We start from the raw sequence: 19,775 nt of genomic DNA, 5'->3' as shown, positions 1-19,775 counted from the left end.
GTAGTAGAAAGAACGTAGTAGAAAAAAAAGGGGCTGCCACATGGCAAGCCCCTTTTTCATTTCAGCCCAGCGTTAACTTCCCGACCAGCCCAGCAGGATCGGTACATAAACCACCAATAGCAGCACCCCAATCAAGCCTAAAAGATACGGGATAATTGCCCGAGTGATGCGCTCCAGCGGTAGCTGAGTGACTGACGAAGCCACATAGAGGTTGATCGCAACCGGCGGGGGAATCATGCCAATCGATAGCCCCACCACAATAATCAAACCAAAGTGGATCGGGTCGATGCCCAATTGCAGTACCAGCGGCAGCAACACCGGGGTAAGAATAATCAAAGCGCTAGCGGTCTCGATAAACACCCCCGTGAGCAGAATCACGGCCACGACCAGCAGCATAATCACGTAGGGGTTGGTGGAAAGCGACAGCACTGCCTGGGCGATGGCGCCGGGTACCTGCCAGCTTGAAAGTGTCCAGCTGAGTACTGCCGACATGGCAATCACCAGCATAATCACCGCGGTGGTCATCGCCGAGCGAATCAGCAGCTTATACACCTGGGGCAGGGTTAAATCCCGATACACAAACAGCGACACCAGCAGCGCATAGTTGACTGCGACCACGGCCGCTTCTGAAGGCGTGAAAATGCCCGAGAAGATACCGCCCAGAATAATCACCGGCGTCATCAGCCCCCAGCTAGCCGCTTTCAGCGTGCGCCAAATGGTCGGCAGCGACAGCGGTGTGCCTTTGGGGTACTGGCGCTTATAGGCCTGAGTGATCGCAATGGCCATCAGCCCCAGCCCCATTGCCAGCCCCGGCAAAAAGCCGTTCAAAAACAGCTTTGATACCGACTGCTGAGCAATCACCGCGTAGATAATCATCGGCACCGAAGGGGGAATCACAACGCCAATCGTACCGCTGGCAGCAATTAAGCTCGCCGCTGAGGCAGGATCGTAGCCTTTACGCTTAAGCTCTGGCACTAGGCTTGAACCCACTGCGGCGGTGGTGGCCGCACCAGAGCCGGAGATAGCTGCGAAGAACATGCCTGCCATTACCGATACCACCGAAAGCCCGCCGCGCATAAAGCCGACTAACGAATCGGCAAAGCTCACCAGCCGCTCGCTAACCTTACCCTGGGCCATTAAGTCACCGGCCAGAATAAACATCGGGATAGCGACCAGAGCAAACGAGTTAATGCCCTGGAACATCTGCTGGGTGACCACCATGAGTGGCACGCCCGACTGGTACAGCGCATAAAGCGTGCTTGCGCCAATCGCAAAGGCAATCGGCACTCCCAGTAGCATAAACAGGAAGAACAGCCCGAACAGCACCAGAGTCATAGTGGCTCCTCCGGCGCGGCGACCGTCGGCTCACCGTTCACCAGTACGTCGATCATATCCACCAGGGCGTACCACGCCATGATGGCGGCAGAAAGTGGAATGACTGCATAGATGTAGGTCATCGAAAGCCGCAGTGAGGCGGATTTCTGAAAGCTTTGCACCTGCATATAGCGGTAGCCAATCACGATTAGCGCGATCATAAACGCCAGCACCACCGCCAGTGCAGCCAAGCGCGCCAGCTTGCGCAAGGGCAGGGGAAGCGCATCCACGGCAAAGGTCACGGCGATATGCCGCCCGCGCTGGAAGGCTAAGCTGCTGGCTAAAAACGTAATCCACACCAGTAGAAAGCGCGCGACTTCTTCCGTCCAGCCAACGGCGCTGAACAGCACCCGCGACACAATCTGCAGAGTGATCACACCAATTAATGCTGCCATGCCTGCAAAGACCACGGGCTGGATGATGGCATCCAGCCCGCGTTCGCTACGTTTCAATAGTGTTAAAAGTGGCTGTGCAAACGCCATCACTGATTTAGCGCCTCCTGAATGCGCGGTAGGTAATCACCAAACTGCTCGCCATACTTCTCATACACTGGCGCCACGGCGGTCTGGAAGGCTTCAATATCTGGAGTTTCGTTGATCTCCATGCCCGCCTCGCGAAGCTCAGCCAGTTGTTCAGCTTCCATGATAGCATTCTGCTCTCTTGCGTATGCAGATGCTTGCTTGGCGACATCCAGAACAATGGGCTGAAGCTCTACCTGGAGGCCGTTCCAGGCGGGAAGGCTCATAATAAACGTTGCTGGCGCATAAATATGCCGAGTCATCGTTAGGTAGTCCTGGGTTTCCGCAAGGTTGAAGGCATGAATAGCGTTAACGGGGTTCTCTTGGCCATCAATAGTGCCTTGCTGCAAGGCGGTTAATGCCTCTGTCCAGGCCATGGGTACAGCGTTGGCACCGAGCCCGCGGAATGTATCAACATAAACCTCATTTTCGATGACCCGCAGCCTTAGGCCTTGAAGGTCTTCAGGGGCATTGATTGCATGCTGGCTATTAGTGATATTCCGAAAGCCACGTTCAGCGTATGCCAATCCTTTCAGGTTCACATCCTGTAATTTGCCTAGGATTTCCTGGCCGATTTCACCATCCAGCACAGTATAGGCCGCTTCGGAGCTAGGAAAGAGAAACGGGAGCTCGAAAACGGAGAACTCATCAACGAAGTTAGCCACCGGCCCGTTGGTGATAATGCCCATATCCACAGTGCCGATTTGCATACCTTCTAATAAAGTGCGCTCATCGCCCAGCGAGGCATTCGGATAAATATCCACGCTAACCGCGCCATCGGTACGTTCGCTAATCAGCTGTTGGAAGCGCTCAGCAGCAATATGGTAAGTATCTTCCGTATTCACTACATGGGCTAGGCGCAGCGTAGTAGGGGCTATCTCTTCCGCTTGTCCAGCGAGGGGCAAGCTGAGTAGACCTACACCAATAAGGGGAAGAGTTAGCTGTTTAAGTTGGCGTGCCGATTTAGTCACAGCGTTCAGCGTAAAGCAGGCAAGGTTACTCACATTATCTCCTAAGAATTAGTGGTTTTAATTATATTGAGGCGTGGTTTTATTATCTTCTTAATGCTCATCTATATCACATTGATTATAGGGGGCAAATTACTTATTTTTATTCCACTATTCGTTCTGCTAATCCGAAAAAACTTTATATAACTTGTACTTGAGTGATTTTTAGGTTGGCGATAACCTGCAAGAGGTTACTTTTAATTGCGCACTTTTGAATGAAGCACTACAGGGTTTTAAACGCCAAGTGCTTAAACCAATGGTGTGGTCAGCTAAATCAGGAATAAGAAATGGATAAGTTGCTGAACGACCTTGTTGCAATCGTCGGTCCTTCGGGGGTACTGCTTGGTGATGATGTCTCGCAGCGCAGCGTAGATTGGTTTACAGGGGCGCCTTGTCGCGCTAAGGCGATTGTTAGGCCGCGCAGCACAGAACAGCTGAGCCGTGTTATGGCTTTGTGTTATCAGGCTGACCAGCCTGTGGTGACACACGGGGGCATGACCGGCATTGTGCATGGCGGGGTGGCAAGCCCGGGCGAAATCGTCGTGTCACTGGAGTTGATGAATCAAATAGAGGAGATCGACCCGGTTGGTTCCACAGTTCTAGCTCAGGCTGGGGTGACCCTGCAGCGCGTACAGGAAGCAGCGCAAGAGATCGATATGCAGTTCCCACTTGACTTGGGGGCAAGAGGCTCTTGCACCATTGGTGGCAACATCGCCACCAATGCGGGTGGTATACGGGTAATACGCTACGGCATGATGCGCCAGCAGGTACTGGGACTAGAGGCTGTACTTAGCGACGGCACCGTAGTGAGCTCATTGAATAAAATGCTGAAAAACAATGCAGGATACGATCTGAAGCAGCTGTTTATTGGCAGTGAAGGTACGTTGGGAATCGTGACCCGTGCAGTACTACGGTTACAACCCGACATGCCCAGCGAGCAAACGGCATTAGTGGCGGTGCCCTCTTTCGATGCGTTGACTCAACTGCTGAATCTTGTCTCTCGTGAGCTAGCCAATAGCCTCAGTGCCTTTGAAGCGCTGTGGAATAATCACTATAAACTGATGACCACCGAAAGCGGTAAGAATGCGCCTGTACTAGCGGATAACTCACCTTTCTACGCCATTATTGAAACGTTGGGGCTGGATGAGGCCGAGGACGCCGAGCGTTTTTCCCAAGTGCTGCAAAAGGCACTAGAGGTCGATTTGATCACCGATGCGGCCTTGGCGAGCTCCCAAGCCCAGCGTCAGGCGATCTGGGCCATAAGAGAAGATATCGAAGTGCTGGTGAACGAGCTGAAACCGATGTTCTCCTACGATGTCAGCCTGCCGATTCCCAGTATGCAAGCGTATGTCGATATTTTAGAAGAGAACCTTGAAGCCCAGTGGCCTCAATCAGGCAAAATGGTGGTATTTGGTCACCTTGGTGATGGCAACTTACACATTATGATCACGGTACGTGACGATAGCCCGGACAGCCGACGCCAGGTTGAACAGCTTGTCTATTCGTCTCTGAAAGCGTTTGGCGGTTCCATTTCTGCAGAACACGGCATTGGTCTTGAGAAAAAGGACTATCTGTCAGTTTCTCGTACCAGTGAGGAGATTGCCTTAATGAAACGCCTGAAAACCGCGCTGGATCCCAAAGGTCTATTGAACCCCGGCAAAGTGATAGCGCTGGACTAGCGTTTGCCTGAATGGTCAGTAAGTATCGCCAGCCTTAGGGAGCGGGTGTTATCAGCTCCCTAATTAGCGATCTTAACCAGTGTATGCCTGAGTCGTGATCCTTCCTTTCATCCCAGCATAGGCATACTTTAAAGGGCGCTACATCTAGGGGCAGGGCGTAGAACTTCAGGCTATTGTTGCGACAAATCACCTTGGCGGCACTCTCAGTCACCACACAGAGTAAATTCGTCGAGACCAGTATCTCTTGGAGAGGAGTGATATAGGGTGTTTTGGCGACGATTTTGCGTTCTAACCCCAGTATTCTCAGCTTCTCATTGATTAACAATGGGCTGTCTTCGCGGTGAGATAATGCGATTTGTGGGGCGTTTAAAAAAGCGTCAAGCGTGATCGTGTTGTTGTCTCCGTATAGGGAAGCATCACCAACACAGCCAATCACATCATCAAACAGGTATTCGTGATAAGAGGTGAGTGGCAAGCTTTCCAACTGCACCATGGCGAGGTCGATATCGTGGGCTTGTATGGCGTGCTGAGCATCTTCGGCACTGGCTATGCGGGTAGACAACATATTGAAGCATAAGTCGGGCGCATGGGTTAAACAGTGCTGAATAAGCTTAGGTTGTAACTGCTGGCTTACATAGTCCACCAGGCTGACACGAAACTCGCGTTTCGATGTGGCCGGTGAGAACTCGCTGTTGCTATACACCGCCTGATCGAAGTAAAACACCCCTTTGGCCACAGCGGCATCCATCTGCCGGGCAAGCGGAGTTGGCTGCATGCCATCCAGCGTTTTAATAAATAGCGGGTCATCCATCAGCAGGCGTAACTTCTTTAGCGAATGGCTGACGGCTGGCTGGCTTAGGCAGAGCGCTTCTGCGGTAAGGGTTAAGCTCCTTTTCCAATAAAGCGTATGAAAAACCAATAATAAATTGAGATTTATCTTATGTAGTCTCGTTGCCAACTTTATATTGGTTAGTTCAGTCATCAGGCGTCTCTAATTGGCAAAGGCTGTTCACGCAGTACGTTGACACTGCGCAAACAGCTATCGGTCACTTCAATAAAACCAACCTCACGCTACGGGAAGTCGGGCAGGTAGCAAAGACCGTTTACTTAAGTGCCTCCTGAATGCGCGGCAGGTAGTCACCAAACTGCTCGCCGTACTTCTCATATACAGGCGCCACGGCAGCTTGGAAGGCTTCCATATCCGGCGTTTCGTTGATTTCCATACCGGCTTCGCGCAGCGCCGCCAGTTGCTCGGCTTCCATATCTGCATTCACTTGGCGCTCGTGTTCGGCGGCTTCTTGGGCGGTTTCTTTCAGTACGGCTTGTGCCTGTTCAGGCAGTTGGTTCCAAACGGGCATGCCCATTACAAAAATGGCCGGGGCATACGTATGGCGGGAAAGGGTCATGTAGTTCTGGGTTTCATCCAGCTTGAACGAATGGATAACGTTCACCGGGTTTTCCTGGCCGTCGATAGTGCCCTGCTGCATGGCGGTCAGCGCTTCTGTCCATGCCATGGGAATAGCGTTGGCACCCAGCTCGCGGAAGGTGTCGGTGTACACCGGGTTTTCCATCACACGAATGCGTAGCCCATCCAAATCTTCCGGTGAATTCACCGCGCGTTCGCTGTTGGTCAGGTTGCGGAAGCCGCGCTCTGCGTAGGCCAAGCCTTTCAGGTTTACATCAGACAGCTTATCTAGCAGCTCCTGGCCGATCGGGCCATCTAGCACGCCATAAGCGGCTTCTGGTGAAGGAAATAGGAACGGCAGTTCAAACACCGCCATCTCTTCCACAAAGTTGGCCACCGGACCGTTGGTAATCAGCCCCATATCCACGGTGCCGATCTGCATGCCTTCCAGTAGCGTGCGCTCGTCGCCTAGGGAAGCATTAGGGTAGATCTCGATGTTGACCTTGCCATCGGTGCGTTCTTCCACCAGTTCTTCAAACTTGGTCGCGGCGATATGGAAACCATCTTGCTCGTTGACCACGTGGGCCAAACGCAGGGTAACGGGGTCCATATCAGCAAAATCAGCGGCATTCGCGGCGCTTACTAGCGTCAGTGAAATGCCCAGTGCCAGCGTGTTACGTGCAAAAGTTTTCATTATAGTGTGTTCCCAGTTTCACTAAAGATAGGAAGTGCTCCCAAAGCATGCACCACACTGCGGAAAACGGTCAATCAAAGCGCCTGTAAAACCGCTGACTAGCTGGACACAGCGCGCCCACACGGGTACGATACGCACCCAAAGCGCCCGTAGCTCAGTTGGATAGAGTGTCGGCCTCCGAAGCCGAAGGTCGTAGGTTCAATTCCTACCGGGCGCGCCAAATTAATGAAAAAGCCCACGAGAAATCGTGGGCTTTTTTGTTGGCACCCTGTTTTCCCACCTTTGGTTCCTTTATGCACTTCGTAGCGTTCGCCATCGTGTTGAGACCCATAGCCTCTGTGTGCTTGGAGTGTAGCGAATTCAAGCCCGACGCTTGCTGCTTGCGTAGAGGTTTGTGAAGCGTCCATTGCTATTGGTCAGAGCCATTCATACAAAGCCTAAGCCACTGGGAGTGATTCATCGCTCCCCCAGTCTGCCCAAGAACCGTCGTACAACGATAGCTGATGGTATCCCGCTAGTTCGGCAGCCAGCAGAAGGATACAGGCGGTGATGCCCGAGCCACAGGAAAACACCAGTTGGGGTTCATTGTTAGATTGGAGAGACGGAGCAAGCGTTATGAAGATTGCCTTCAGCTCGCTAACAGGTTTAAAACAATTTCCCTCTAGCACCTCTGTAAACGGCAGATTATGAGAATTGGGGATATGGCCACTGCGCACCCCAGGGCGGGGTTCAGGCACCTGTGCCAGGAAACGTGAACGTGATCGGGCATCAACAACGGTTACTCGGCTATCGTCCAGATGGTGCAAAACGTACGCTGAGTTTCGCACTCGACTGTGATCAAGGTTGGCGACGAAGTTGCCTGGCTTGGTTGTCGTTTCCGTGATGGTAGAAACAACGTCCCGCTGTTCGGCTAGCCACTGTGGCAATCCTCCATCCAGAACAAAAACGTGTTTAACGCCCATTGACCGGAAAATCCACCAGGCCCGAGGCGCCGAATAGATGCCTTGATTATCGTATAATACGACTAGGCTTTCGGTCGTAATGCCTAGCCGTTGAGCTTCCCTAGTGACTTGTTCCTCTGTTGGAAAGGCGTGGGTCATAGAAGAGCCGGTGTCACAAAGCACGCCTTCAAGATCGATCTGGCGGCTACCCGGTATCCACACCGGGCGATCATAGACGATAGGCTCTTTACCAATCACCGTCGCCATGCTCGCATCGATCAGCACTAACCGTTCATTATCTAGGTTGTCTTGCAGCCATTGGGTCGTCACGAGGGGGGATGACATGATGTTCTCCGATCAGGTGCTGGCAGTTTGTGTTATTCGGGCGCTAAGCAGAAATGTGTTATAGCATCTCTACCGCAAACGCTGCTATCTGCCGTCGAGCGCTTGAAAACTCCACGCCTACTAAGTGAATTGGCTTGCCGGTCGCGCGGTGTTTATCGGCATAGTCGGATAAGAGCGTGATATCGCGCAGGTTGTTCAGCCCATCAGAAGCTGACTGGCTAGGCCACCCCCTACCAGAAGTAAGCCAAACAGGATGAACCCCAGTATAAAAGGGCGGATACCCAACTCCTTGAGCTTTTCGATTCGGGTTTCAAACCCCAGTGCGGCCATGGCCATGGTCAACGCAATCTGACCCGCCAGAACGAGTATCTGATGGAGGCCGCTAGGCAAGTGGATAATACTGTTGAACACAATCATGGCGATGAAGCCGAAGGCAAACCAGGGGATCACCGGCTTGCCCGCTGCTGACCCTGATTCACTGGCCTGCTGACGAAGCCACCATTGCCCGACGATCAATAGGAAGGGCAGCAGCAGTATCACGCGAACCATTTTGACAATGACCGCACTGGCCAATGCCTCGGGGCCCACCGCATCAGCAGCGGCCACGACCTGGGCGACTTCGTGGACAGTCGCACCGATATAGACACCAAAGAGACCTTCGTTCATTCCTGCAAGCGGGTATAAAAGAGGGTAGACAAGCATTCCCATTGTGCCGAACAGCACGACAGTGGCGACTGCTATGGAGGAGGCCGCGGGCCGTGAACGAATGACCGTTTCGGTGGCGAGCACCGCCGCGGCACCGCAGATGGCACTGCCTGCACTTGTTAATAGTGTTGTTTCACGATCCATACCCAGTATGCGGGTGCCGATTTGATAGCCGATGATGAGAACACTGCAGATCACCACCAGATCCAACAGCAACACCTTAAAGCCAAGGGCGAAGACTTGTTGCAGGGTTAATGACAGGCCAAACAGTACAATGCCACCCCGCAGCAGCCAGCGAGTGGCGAATGTTAGCCCAGGTTGAGTACTTGGAAGGCGGTGTGCAAGAGGTAGGTTACCCACAACCAAGCCTAACAGTAAGGCGAATACCAATGGACTAATACCTTTGGAAGCGAGTCCGGGGAGGTTAGCCAAGCCAAAACCTGCCAATGTTAATGTGCTACACAGAATCAGACCTTGCCACATGATGCTTTCTCTTGTTGGTGCATACGTGGCTAGCATAGGGACAAAAATACTTTATGGTTATCAGCATATAACCATATGGCTGTTCGGTAAAAACGATATATGACCCCTCATGTGACTTTTCGCCAGTTACAGGTTTTTGTCGCTGTTGCTCGTGACGGCACTGTTATTGCTGCTGCTGATCACTTGAAGCTGTCTCAATCGACTATTAGCCAATCGCTCTCAGATCTTGAGCGTCATCTGGGTGTCGAGCTCTTCGAGCGGCTTGGCCGACGCTTACAGCTCAATAGTATGGGAAGCTACCTGTTACCCCGTGCTGAGCGCCTTCTGGAAGGTATGGCCGATTTTGTTGCTGTCGCTGAGGATCCTGAAAGCCAATTGCAGGGCACGCTTAATATATCGGCCAGCGCTACCACAGGTACCTATCTGCTCCCCCCTCTGGCTGGATACTTCAGCAATCAGAACCCGAGGGTGGATCTTCGGCTACGATTGCGTAACACGGGAGAGGTGATTACAGATCTGCTGCGTTTTGATGCTGATTTGGGGCTGATCGAAGGGCAGTGCCACGAATCGCGCCTGAAGAGTGAAACATGGTGCGAAGACCAGCTTGTGATTGTCTGTTTCCCACAGCATCCCCTTGCCAGGAAGGAGTGGCTTGATGACGCTGATATCAGAGCTGCCGCCTGGATACTGCGCGAACCTGGATCAGGCACGCGCGAAGTATTTGAAGCCGCTGTGTTACATCATGTCGAACGATTGCAGGTGCGTATGGAGCTCAGCCAGCATGAAGCCATCAAGCAAGCAGTGAAAGCTGGCCTCGGTTTGGGCTGCCTCTCTCATCGCAGTGTGGAAGGGGAGCTTGAAAGAGGAGAATTGGTTTCGCTGAACAGTGGGTTAAAGCTAACCAGGATTTTTTCATTGGTGTGGCATCCAGAGCGTTATCGGAGCCCGTTGTGGCAAGCGTTTAAGGTTTTTTTGATCGATAATCATGGCAATCCTCCGAAGCCAGGCAGGCCACAATAACTGGGTTCGAAATGTACAGCTAATATGTGTTGTGCACAGAGCCTATCGGTGACACTGCTTTTCACGCTCAGGCTGCCAGTAAATGGCATCAATTCGGTCACATCAGAAGCTCATCAGAAAGTACGCTTCTTAAAAGTCACGCTTGAAGAGGCGTTAGCAGCGCGAGCCCACTATAAAAAAGCTTTGGATCAATTGAGGCAGATGCCTTAACGACGGCGATTTGTTCCCAGAGAAGCCTGTGGTGCACGTCAGGTTAATTGACAGTACACCGCAGGCCAAACACTTATCGGTTGTAGAAGCTATTGTTTAGGTGCATCAGCGCTTTCTCACGGGACAATAAAAACTAACCCCATAATAGCGGTTCACTACTCAATAAAATTTCTCTTTAAATTAGAAGGCACCGAACATAATGTCATCAATATTGGCGAGAACGCTTTTTCTTTTGTTGAAGTTGAGCTGAAGTAACTCAAGTAGCCTAAAGGCTTGAGACGCTTTCCTGAGCTTTTAGGCTTATCAAACATGCTTTTCCCTTCTTGAAAGGAAAGCCGTGTCCTTCGGGGTTAATGCATTGCGAACTTGTTGCCCCAGACCCGCACTGACTGAGACGCCGTAGGTCCGCTGCGTTCGACGATACTACAGTAAATCTCCCCGCCTTCAATCGAGCTATTACAGTCGACGTTCCCTGTGCCCGCTTAGCACTGGAACGTTAACTAGAAGGTGTGGGAAAAGTTACTGCACACTGACCTTTTAGGTTTGATGGATGGTTTCGGCAATGCCTCGTTTCAACTGCTCAATGGTGAAGAATCGGTTCAGTTCGAAGTATTCGGTCTTCAGGGTGCCGAAAAAAACTCTACATAGCGGCATTGTCCAAACAATTCCCTTTCCTTGATATGCTGCGGAGTATCCTTTGCTCCACCACCGGGCAGCAATAGGTGGGGTGACGTAATGCGACGAAAGGAGATGAGCAGTGGGACAACCAAAAGTAACGGTTCTTCACGGACCTAACTTAAATCTTTTAGGTGTTCGCCAACCAGACGTTTACGGTTATGAGACGCTGGACGATGTTAATAATGCTTTGGCTGAAACAGCTGAGAGACAGGGCTGGGATATCAGCTGTTTTCAAAGCAATCACGAGGGCGAATTAATTGACGCCATCCATGCGGCGCGTCTCGATGGCACGCTAGCTATCATCATAAACCCAGCCGCCTATACCCATACGTCTGTCGCTATCCTGGATGCGCTCAATGCCTTTGAAGGTAGGGTCATTGAGGTGCATATCTCAAATGTTCATAAACGCGAAAGCTTTCGTCATCACTCCTATGTCTCGCAGCGGGCAGATGGGGTCATTGCGGGGCTTGGGACGGAGGGTTACCAGGCCGCTTTAAACGCCATCATAAAATCCTGCGTTTAAACGGTACGCGAAGCAGTACGAGGGCAAAAAGCAGTAGAAAGACCATAAAGATACCTCCTTCATGAAGAGCTGCGTAACGCCTGTGACCCGACGCTATACCTTGGTAGTAGCTTACGCCAAGTAGCGCGTGCGGCTGCTTGTCTGAAGAATGAATAATTATCTGAAATGACAGGGTTTTTACCTATGTTGACGAAAGGGGAGGCTTAGCCTCCCCTTTTGTATGCGTGCTTGGTGGGGTTTGACGAGTGAATATGACGGGAGTAAATTGCTCGCACTACAAATCAAAGTTCGTTATTCGAACTTGTCGAGAGTCACTGCCAGGAGGAGACCTATGGCTGAGTTCTTGAGCTTGCATGACGCGGTAGCGCGCTACGTCGAAGATGGCGCCACCGTTGCTATGGAGGGCTTTACCCACCTGATTCCGTTTGCCGCGGGCCACGAAGTGATCCGTCAGAAAAAGCGCGACCTGACGCTGATCCGCATGACCCCCGATATCATCTACGACCAGTTGATTGGCGCGGGCTGTGCTAAAAAGGTGATCTTCTCCTGGGGCGGTAACCCCGGCGTGGGCTCGCTGCATCGACTGCGCGATGCGGTTGAGAAAGGCTGGCCGCGCAAAATTGAGATTCTTGAGCACAGTCATGCCGCGATGGCCTGCGCCTTTGAGGCCGGGGCTGCTGGCCTGCCGATGGCTGTGCTGCGTGGCTATGTCGGTAGCGAGCTGCCGAGCGTGAATGACCAAATCAAATTTATTGAGTGCCCATTTACCGGTGAACGCCTAGCAGCGGTTCCTGCTGTGCGGCCGGATGTGTCGATCATTCACGCTCAACGGGCAGATCGACAAGGTAATGTGCTGGTGGAAGGTATTGTTGGCGTACAGAAAGAGGCGGTGTTGGCTGCTAAGCACAGCATTGTCACCGTGGAAGAGATTGTCGATGACCTGAACGCTCATCCCAATGCTTGCGTGATTCCTGGCTGGGCGATTAGTGCTGTTGCCGTGGCAGAAAAGGGCGCACTGCCTTCGTATACCCATGGCTACTACGGTCGCAGCAACCGCTTCTATAAAGAGTGGGATGCCATTGCTCGTGACCGCGATACCTTTACGCAATGGATCGACAAGAATATCTACGGTGCAGAGGAGCAAGCCAAATGAGTCAGGAATACACCTCTTCTGAAATGATGACTGTGACCGCTGCCCGTGCGTTAGAAAATGGCATGACCTGCTTTGTGGGTATTGGTCTACCTTCTGAAGCCGCCAACCTGGCACGCCTAACCCATGCGCCTGAGGTAGTGCTGATTTATGAGTCCGGCACCCTGCAAACCAAGCCTGAGATTCTGCCGCTCTCTATTGGTGACGGTGAGCTGTGCGAATCAGCGTTGACCACGGTGGCCGTGCCAGAAATGTTCCGTTACTGGTTACAGGGTGGCAAAGTCAATGTGGGCTTTTTAGGCACTGCGCAAATCGACCGCTTTGCCAACCTTAACACCACGCTGATCGGTGATTACAAAGCGCCCAAGGTTCGTTTGCCAGGCGGCGGCGGTGCACCGGAAATCGCCACCAATGCAGGTGAAGTGTTTATTACCTTGAAGCACTCAAAGCGCGCGTTTGTGAAAGATGTCGATTTCGTCACCACGCTAGGCTTTGGACGTGACGGCAAGGGGCGCGATAACGTGCCTAATATTGGCAAAGGCCCTACCCGTGTCATTACTGACCTGTGCGTGATGAAGCCCGATCCGGATACCAAAGAGCTGGTAGTGGTATCGCTGCATCCTGGCGTCACCCGTGAACAAGTGACTGATGCGACCGGCTGGGATATACGCTTTGCCGAACAGTTAGAGAGCACGCCGGAACCGAATTCCAACGAGCTTAAAATATTGCGCGAACTGAAAGCACGCACCGAGCGGGCCCACGCGGGCGAATAAGGAGCTTTGTATGAGTGATGTCTATTTATGCCACCCGCGCCGCACTGCCATTGGCCGCTTCGCTGGTACCTTGGCCAGCGTGCGCCCCGATGATTTCGCCGCGACGATCTTTAAAGCCGTACTGGCGGAAGCGCCGGATCTCGACCCTGCTGCCATTGACGAAGTGTTTATGGGCTGCGCCAACCAGGCCGGTGAAGATAACCGCAATGTGGCGCGTATGTCGTCGCTGCTGGCGGGCATCCCGACTTCGGTGCCCGGCACGACCATGAACCGCCTGTGCGGCTCGGGCATGGACGCGGTCGGTACCGCGTTTCGCGCGATTAAAGCGGGCGAAATGGAGCTGGCACTGGCAGGCGGCGTGGAGTCCATGTCGCGAGCGCCCTACGTGATGGGAAAGGCTGAAGGCGCTTTTGCGCGCGGGCAAAAGATCGAAGATACCACCATCGGCTGGCGCTTTATCAACCCGCTGATGAAGAAAGCCTACGGTGTTGATTCGATGCCAGAAACGGCGGAAAACGTCGCCGAGCAGTTCACTATCTCTCGGGAAGATCAGGATGCCTTTGCCCTACGCTCTCAGCAGAAAGCCGCTGCCGCCCAAAAAGCGGGGCGCTTTGCCCAAGAGATCACCGCCATCGAGATTCCCCGCCGCAAGCAGGCGCCGCTAATCTTTGATCAGGATGAGCACCTGCGGGAAACCTCCCTGGAAAAACTGGCAGGGTTGCCTACGCCGTTCCGTGAAGGTGGTAGCGTCACCGCTGGCAACGCCTCGGGAGTTAACGATGGCGCTGCCGCCATGCTGGTAGCCAGCGAGGCCGCGGTTAAGCAACACGGTCTTAAGCCGATGGCGAAAATCATCGGCATGGCCACCGCTGGCGTTGAGCCGCGCATCATGGGCTATGGCCCGGTACCCGCTGTGCAAAAACTGCTCAAACGTACCGGTATCACCATGAACGATATTGATGTGTTTGAGTTCAACGAAGCGTTTGCCGCCCAGGCGCTGGCCTGTATGCGCGACTTGGGCCTTAAAGACGACGACCCTCGCGTCAACCCCAACGGCGGCGCGATTGCCCTGGGTCACCCGCTGGGTATGTCCGGTGCGCGCTTGTTAATGACCGCTGCTCACGAGCTGCAAAACAGCGGCAAGCGCTATGCATTGTGCACCATGTGTGTAGGCGTGGGCCAGGGTATCGCCACGCTGATTGAACGCGTTTAACGGAGGTAGCATGGCCTTTCATACTATCAATGGCCGCAGTGTGGCTTATCGCCTGCTTGGCGCAGAAGTGAACCCGCTGGTCGTACTGGCGCATCCTTTGGGCATGAGCCAGGCAGTATGGGATGACGTGATTCCCGCACTGCTGGCTCGCTATCGGGTGCTGACCTGGGATCTCCCCGGCCACGGTGCCAGCCAAGCGGTCAGCGGTGCACAAATCACCCCTGCTGACCTAGCGGCGGAGGCATTGGCGCTGGTAGAGCTTGCGGGCGCGCAGCGCTTTCACTTTGCCGGTACGTCCATTGGGGGTGTGGTTGGCCAGCAGTTGATTGCTGAGCATAGCGATCGGCTGCTCTCTGCCACGTTGACCAATACCGGCGCAGTGATCGGTAATCCTAATCTCTGGAACACCCGCGCAGGGCGGGTGCGCCAAGAAGGCTTGGCAGCGATGTCTGAAGAGATCGTGCCGCGCTGGTTTGCACCTCAGGCGTTTGAAGCAAGCCCTGCGTTGAAAGCGGGCTGGTGCACACAGATGGGCCGTGGCGACGATGAATCTTACGCCCAACTGTGCGAAATGCTTGGTCGTGATACGTTTTCTGGAAAGCTTTCTGGTAAGAGCGCCTCTCATAAGGTCAGGATACAGCTGTTTGGCGGCAGCGAAGATATGGCCACGCCGCCCGCGACGCTGGAAGCTCTGGCTGCGGAACTCGACGGCACACCGTTGGAGATATTTGACGGTGTGGGTCATGTGCCGTCGGTAGAGGCTCCGGTGCTGTTTGCGCAAAAACTTATGGCTGTGCTTTTAACCGCCTCGAACCACAGTGTGGCGTAAGCCTTCGGACTGGAGGCTCGCAAGTAGGTATAGGCAGAGAGAAGCACTCCTATAACCACATACCCCTCATGCCCACCAACCGCTAGAGACACACTACGATGCTCTAGCGGTTGGTGGGCATGGCGTTAGCGCTTCTGTAGATTCGACGATCTGCCGCGCTCGTTAGCTATTACGCGTCACCTTGGTGTACAGAAGAGGGATGACGGCATAATGGCTTTACATGGATATCCATATAAGGAAACAGCGGCAAACCGCTAATCAGATCGTGGAGTTCAGCATTGTCACTGACGTCGAAGATGCTGACGTTGGCGTAACTGCCAGCGATCCGCCATAGGTGGCGCCATTTGCCTTGCCGTTGTAGCTCCTGAGAGTAGGCTTTCTCCTTTGCTTTGATGTCAGCCACTTGCTCGGCGGGCATATCCGACGGCAGTTTTACGACCATTTCTACATGAAACAGCATTGCACTTCTCCATGGGTAGTTGTGCTACAGGTATTCGCGCTACAGAGTGTTTTTTCGATTTAAATAGGCTTGTCGCCAGCGCACGATTTTAACCTCGGCAAATAGCCCCGTCTGGTGGAATGGGTCGGACTCGATGAAGTGCTCGGCCTCCTCGCGGCTATCCAAGTCGACTAGGTAGATACCGCCAGACGCCGTTTCGCCATCATCGGAAAGCTTGGCGCCACAGGCCAATAAGGTCACTACGTTGGCATCCAGATACTCCAGGTGGGCTTGGCGTACCTCCAGGCGTAGGGCCTGACGGCTGGGCTTGTCGAAGGTTTCGATCAAAAAAGGCATGGGGCAGTCCCGTAAGTCAAGAGTCGTTAAGCGTAGATAAGAGCCGTTAGGCGCCGAGGTAGCCCCAAATCAGCATCGCGCTGGCGTAGATGACCCCGAGGTAGATTAGGATCAGCACCATGTAGCCCATCACATCACGTAACTTCAAGCCGGAGATGGCTAACACCGGCAGGATCCAGAACGGCTGAACCATGTTGCTCCATTGGTCACCAATTTGGACGGCCAGCGCCGTGGCTGCCTGGGAAGCACCAAGTTCTGTGGCGGCTTGAACCATAACAGGACCTTGGACAGCCCATTGGCCGCCACCGGATGGTGCCAGCAGGTTGATGATGGCGCCGCTGATGAATGACCAGATAGGCAAGGTTTGCGCACTGGAGATATCAACAAAGGTATTGGCGAACGAAACCACCAGCCCCGACCCCACGAGAATTCCCATGATCCCCGCGTAGAAAGGGTATTGCACGATGATGCCAGAGACGATACGAATCCCATCCGTCAAAGCGGCTAGGTAGTTGGCAGGCGAGGCAAATAGCAATATCCCCAAAAACAAGAAGGCGAAATTGACGGTATTGAGGTTCAGCGAACCGCCATCTAATGCATACAGTGCAATATACAGCATGCCTAGCGCGCCAATGCCAATGCCCACTAATTTGCTGCGATTCAAGCGTTCGGCGATGGTGGTTTTTGTGTCGTTGGGAAGCGGAGCGACGGAGGGCTTGGCTACCGTGGTTGGGTCGATTTCGACGATATCTTTGGCTTGCTTGGGATGCAGCCAGGCATTGAAGAACGGAAGAGTGAGAAGAATAAGGGCGCTGGTGATCAAAAGAATGGGCGAGAAAATTGTTTCGCTCAGTGGGATTAATCCAATCGTATCCTGAAGAAAGTGTCCTTCGGTGGCGATCAGTAGCGGCACGCTGCCAGACAGGCCGATACCATAAAGAGCAAAGCCAGAATACGCCGCAGCGATCACTAATGGGTAATGTAAGCCCTTTACGTTAAGCGCCAATTTCTGGGCGACTATACCGCCGATGACCAAGCCGAAGCCCCAGTTGAGCCAGCTACCGATACCTCCCACCAGAGTGGCAACAACAATCGCGACGAAGGGCGTTGTAACGCGTGCTGCGACGCGGTTGAGTGCGCCGTCAACTAAGGGCGTTTTGGCCAGGATGTAGCCCGCTAGGAGGATGACCGTCATTTGCATGCTGAAGGCCAGCAAGTCCCAGAAACCATCGCCCCAATATCGCACTGCATTCAAGGGACTGGTGCCCTGCATTAGCACTGCCAGGAGCATTGTGAGCATGGTTAGAAGGATAGCGATGACGAGAGGATCGGGCATATAGCGGTTAACGAGCCGGGTGAAGAAATTTGCCAGCGCATTCATAGGAAGCCCTCTTATTGTCGGCGTGTCTGTCATTGGCTATTGTGTACGCATAGCGTACATAAGTTCGTTTTTCGTGAGTGATCTTTGACCTAAGACCAACTTTATTCAATGCGACATTTGTCTAGCACTTGTATGGTCTCAAGCTAGGCGAAGGAGGAAATACTGATGCAGGACGGTTCATTGCAAGCTGCTGTGGTAGGTGCGGGAACCATGGGCACTACGCTGGCCAAGTTAATGGCGACGCATGGTGTCAAGGTCACTGTGGTTGATACCAACCCGCAAGTATTGGAAGCCAGTCGCTTGAGTGTGGGGGAGAGTGCTGCAGTTATTTGCTTTACCACGAATTTGGAGGTGGCGAAGAGTGCCGATTTTGTCATCGAGAGCGTGACAGAAGACGTCGCGATTAAGCGAAAGGTCGTGGCGCAAATCGAGTCTGAAGTAGCCGATACTTGTATCATCGTGACCAATACATCGGGTATTCCGATTGATGACATCGGAAGTGCCATGCGGGTGCCGCAACGGTTCCTGGGGACGCACTTCTTTAATCCGGCGGATATCATACCTGCCGTGGAAGTGGTGCCAGGCAGCCATACCGAGGCGGCAGTAGTGAAAAAGGTATGCGGTTGGCTAAAGCGTTGGGGGAAACGCCCCGCGGTACTGAATACCTGTGTACCTGGCTTCGTCGCTAACCGGATCCAGCATGCGGTGATGCGTGAATGCCTCTCCCTGTTGGAAAAAGGGGTAGTGGAGGCCGAAGCGCTGGATGATATCGTGCAGTACTCTATCGGTGTGCGTATGGCGTTGAACGGCCCATTATGTCAGCGCGACCTTAACGGGTTGGACACCCATCTGAATATCGCCCATTACCTCTATGCGGATCTCGAAGCACGTCAGCAACCTGCCGCTCTGCTTGAAGAGTACGTTGCCCAAGGTCGTCTAGGTGCCAAGGCTGGGCAAGGTTTCTACCAGTGGAGTGATGAGACGCGGACCCAGCACCAGGCCCGGGAGCGGGAAAACCTGCAACGTATCATTGAAATCGCTACCCAACATGCCGGTGGAGACAAGTTATGAATCAGCCTCGCTGGAAGAAACGTCCTGAAGGTAGCAATTGGGGCGAGTTTGGCCCTGACGATCAACTGGGGCGAGTCAATCTGATCGATACCGAGCAGGTGCTCAAAGGTGTTAAGGAAGTTCACGAAGGGGTGACATTCTGCTTGTCGTTACCTCTGGATATCCCCGGTGGAAAGGTATTGAACCCCCGTCGCTCGCCTCCGAAGCTAACTCCGACAGCCTTGGGTGATGACCAGTACATCAACTTCCCTCTGGCGACTCATAGCCCCGCGCTGCATGACGTTATCAGTGATGATCAAGTTCAGCTATCGTTGCAGTACTCTACGCAGTGGGACTCCCTGGCTCATGTGGGCGCTTTGTTCGATGGCGATGGTGATGGCACGCCGGAACGCCGCTACTACAACGGCTACCTGGCCGAGCAGGATGTGCTCGATCTGAGCGGAGAGTCGGCCCAATGGCACGACTCCTATGCTAGACGACTGGGAATCGAGACACTGGCGGCACATGGCATGCAGGGCCGAGCCGTATTAGTCGATCTGGTGAGAGTTTTCGGTGCAGGAAGAACGTTAGTAGGGCACCTGGAGTTGATGGATGCGCTAAAACAGCTAAACGTGGTGGTGGAGCGCGGCGATATGCTGGTATTGCGCACAGGGTTCGCCGAGGCGTTGTTGGATATGCAAGGGACGCCGCAGCCCGAGGTATTGAAAAATACCGGGGCAGTGCTTGATGGCAGTGATTCGGCCTTGCTGGAGTGGATCACTGACAGCGGCATTGCGGCGATCTGTGCGGATAATTATGCGGTAGAAAACTTGGATCGTGAGTTGGCGCCGAGCTGTTGCTCTAAACTTCCATTGCACCATCATTGCCTGTTCAAACTCGGATTGCCGCTGGCGGAGTTATGGTATCTGAAAGATTTAGCAGAATGGTTGCATAGCCGTCAGCGCAACCGGTTCTTGCTAACGGCGCCACCACTTCGGCTG

General features: G+C 53.4%; 19 protein-coding genes and 1 tRNA gene. 10 read left to right on the top strand and 10 right to left on the bottom strand.

The genetic code is table 11. The features are described 5' to 3' along the window. Positions 1-72 precede the first annotated feature (72 nt). From INT22_RS16615 to INT22_RS16605, 3 genes are read right to left on the bottom strand one after another with little or no spacing between them, the layout of a single operon-like run. Positions 73-1,335, bottom strand: a complete 1,263-nt coding sequence (locus INT22_RS16615; RefSeq protein WP_193068605.1) for a TRAP transporter large permease — start codon at positions 1,333-1,335, stop codon at positions 73-75. Further along, positions 1,332-1,856, bottom strand: a complete 525-nt coding sequence (locus tag INT22_RS16610; RefSeq protein WP_038479280.1) for a TRAP transporter small permease — start codon at positions 1,854-1,856, stop codon at positions 1,332-1,334. The genes INT22_RS16615 and INT22_RS16610 overlap by 4 nt, the downstream gene beginning before the upstream one ends. Further along, positions 1,856-2,896, bottom strand: coding sequence for a TRAP transporter substrate-binding protein (locus INT22_RS16605; RefSeq protein ID WP_193061108.1), 1,041 nt, complete (start codon positions 2,894-2,896; stop codon positions 1,856-1,858). Before INT22_RS16605 ends, INT22_RS16610 begins: the two co-directional genes overlap by 1 nt. 290 nt (positions 2,897-3,186) lie before the next feature. Between INT22_RS16605 and INT22_RS16600 the strand changes: the two genes are divergently transcribed. After that, a complete protein-coding gene (locus INT22_RS16600; RefSeq protein ID WP_193061107.1) occupies positions 3,187-4,578 on the top strand; it encodes an FAD-binding oxidoreductase in 1,392 nt (463 codons plus the stop codon). A 34-nt stretch (positions 4,579-4,612) separates the two neighbouring features. On the opposite strand, the gene INT22_RS16595 is transcribed toward INT22_RS16600, so the two are convergent. Beyond that, positions 4,613-5,560, bottom strand: a complete 948-nt coding sequence (locus INT22_RS16595; protein WP_193061106.1) for a LysR family transcriptional regulator — start codon at positions 5,558-5,560, stop codon at positions 4,613-4,615. 121 nt (positions 5,561-5,681) lie between these two features. Further along, positions 5,682-6,677 carry a TRAP transporter substrate-binding protein gene (locus INT22_RS16590; RefSeq protein ID WP_193068604.1) on the bottom strand — a complete coding sequence of 332 codons (996 nt, stop codon included), beginning with the start codon at positions 6,675-6,677 and terminating at the stop codon, positions 5,682-5,684. A gap of 143 nt (positions 6,678-6,820) precedes the next feature. Here INT22_RS16590 and INT22_RS16585 point away from each other — a divergent pair. Continuing rightward, a tRNA-Arg gene (locus INT22_RS16585) sits at positions 6,821-6,897 on the top strand. Between the two features lie 217 nt (positions 6,898-7,114). On the opposite strand, the gene INT22_RS16580 is transcribed toward INT22_RS16585, so the two are convergent. Both INT22_RS16580 and INT22_RS16575 read right to left on the bottom strand, forming a co-directional pair. Further along, the gene (locus tag INT22_RS16580) at positions 7,115-7,963 is read right to left on the bottom strand and encodes a sulfurtransferase (protein WP_193061104.1); all 849 of its coding nucleotides are present in this window, start codon (positions 7,961-7,963) and stop codon (positions 7,115-7,117) included. 195 nt (positions 7,964-8,158) lie between these two features. Further along, the gene (locus tag INT22_RS16575) at positions 8,159-9,151 is read right to left on the bottom strand and encodes a YeiH family protein (RefSeq protein WP_193061103.1); all 993 of its coding nucleotides are present in this window, start codon (positions 9,149-9,151) and stop codon (positions 8,159-8,161) included. A gap of 111 nt (positions 9,152-9,262) precedes the next feature. Between INT22_RS16575 and INT22_RS16570 the strand changes: the two genes are divergently transcribed. The 6 genes from INT22_RS16570 to INT22_RS16545 all read left to right on the top strand — a co-directional run bounded on the left by INT22_RS16570 (position 9,263) and on the right by INT22_RS16545 (position 15,547). Then, a complete protein-coding gene (locus tag INT22_RS16570; protein WP_319022098.1) occupies positions 9,263-10,171 on the top strand; it encodes a LysR substrate-binding domain-containing protein in 909 nt (302 codons plus the stop codon). 967 nt (positions 10,172-11,138) lie between these two features. Then, positions 11,139-11,582, top strand: coding sequence for a type II 3-dehydroquinate dehydratase (aroQ, locus tag INT22_RS16565; protein ID WP_089040415.1), 444 nt, complete (start codon positions 11,139-11,141; stop codon positions 11,580-11,582). 331 nt (positions 11,583-11,913) lie between these two features. After that, positions 11,914-12,735 (top strand): CoA transferase subunit A, encoded by an 822-nt coding sequence (locus INT22_RS16560; RefSeq protein ID WP_193061101.1) that lies wholly within the window; start codon positions 11,914-11,916, stop codon positions 12,733-12,735. Continuing rightward, a complete protein-coding gene (locus tag INT22_RS16555) occupies positions 12,732-13,505 on the top strand; it encodes a CoA-transferase subunit beta (protein ID WP_193061100.1) in 774 nt (257 codons plus the stop codon). Before INT22_RS16560 ends, INT22_RS16555 begins: the two co-directional genes overlap by 4 nt. Positions 13,506-13,515: 10 nt before the next feature. Then, positions 13,516-14,718 (top strand): 3-oxoadipyl-CoA thiolase, encoded by a 1,203-nt coding sequence (gene pcaF / locus INT22_RS16550; RefSeq protein ID WP_193061099.1) that lies wholly within the window; start codon positions 13,516-13,518, stop codon positions 14,716-14,718. 10 nt (positions 14,719-14,728) lie between these two features. Further along, positions 14,729-15,547: an alpha/beta fold hydrolase gene (locus INT22_RS16545; protein ID WP_193068603.1), complete on the top strand. Its 819-nt coding sequence runs from the start codon at positions 14,729-14,731 to the stop codon at positions 15,545-15,547. A 169-nt stretch (positions 15,548-15,716) separates the two neighbouring features. On the opposite strand, the gene catC is transcribed toward INT22_RS16545, so the two are convergent. Genes catC through INT22_RS16530 form a run of 3 tightly spaced genes read right to left on the bottom strand, consistent with a single transcriptional unit; the run spans position 15,717 to position 17,724 of the window. After that, positions 15,717-16,007, bottom strand: a complete 291-nt coding sequence (catC, locus tag INT22_RS16540; protein ID WP_125752521.1) for a muconolactone Delta-isomerase — start codon at positions 16,005-16,007, stop codon at positions 15,717-15,719. Between the two features lie 39 nt (positions 16,008-16,046). Then, complete coding sequence (locus INT22_RS16535) at positions 16,047-16,343, bottom strand: YciI family protein (RefSeq protein ID WP_193068602.1); 297 nt, start codon at positions 16,341-16,343, stop codon at positions 16,047-16,049. A gap of 46 nt (positions 16,344-16,389) precedes the next feature. After that, positions 16,390-17,724, bottom strand: a complete 1,335-nt coding sequence (locus INT22_RS16530; protein WP_193061096.1) for a short-chain fatty acid transporter — start codon at positions 17,722-17,724, stop codon at positions 16,390-16,392. A gap of 165 nt (positions 17,725-17,889) precedes the next feature. Between INT22_RS16530 and INT22_RS16525 the strand changes: the two genes are divergently transcribed. Both INT22_RS16525 and INT22_RS16520 read left to right on the top strand, forming a co-directional pair. Then, positions 17,890-18,795, top strand: a complete 906-nt coding sequence (locus tag INT22_RS16525; RefSeq protein ID WP_193061095.1) for a 3-hydroxyacyl-CoA dehydrogenase NAD-binding domain-containing protein — start codon at positions 17,890-17,892, stop codon at positions 18,793-18,795. Further along, positions 18,792-19,775 (top strand): cyclase family protein (locus INT22_RS16520; RefSeq protein WP_193068601.1); only part of this gene is annotated, 984 nt, incomplete at its 3' end. The genes INT22_RS16525 and INT22_RS16520, both read left to right, overlap by 4 nt.

Origin of the sequence: Halomonas sp. 3D7M, from assembly GCF_014897885.1 — a bacterium.
GTDB lineage: Bacteria > Pseudomonadota > Gammaproteobacteria > Pseudomonadales > Halomonadaceae > Vreelandella.
This window is presented reverse-complemented; position numbering and strand designations above follow the sequence as displayed.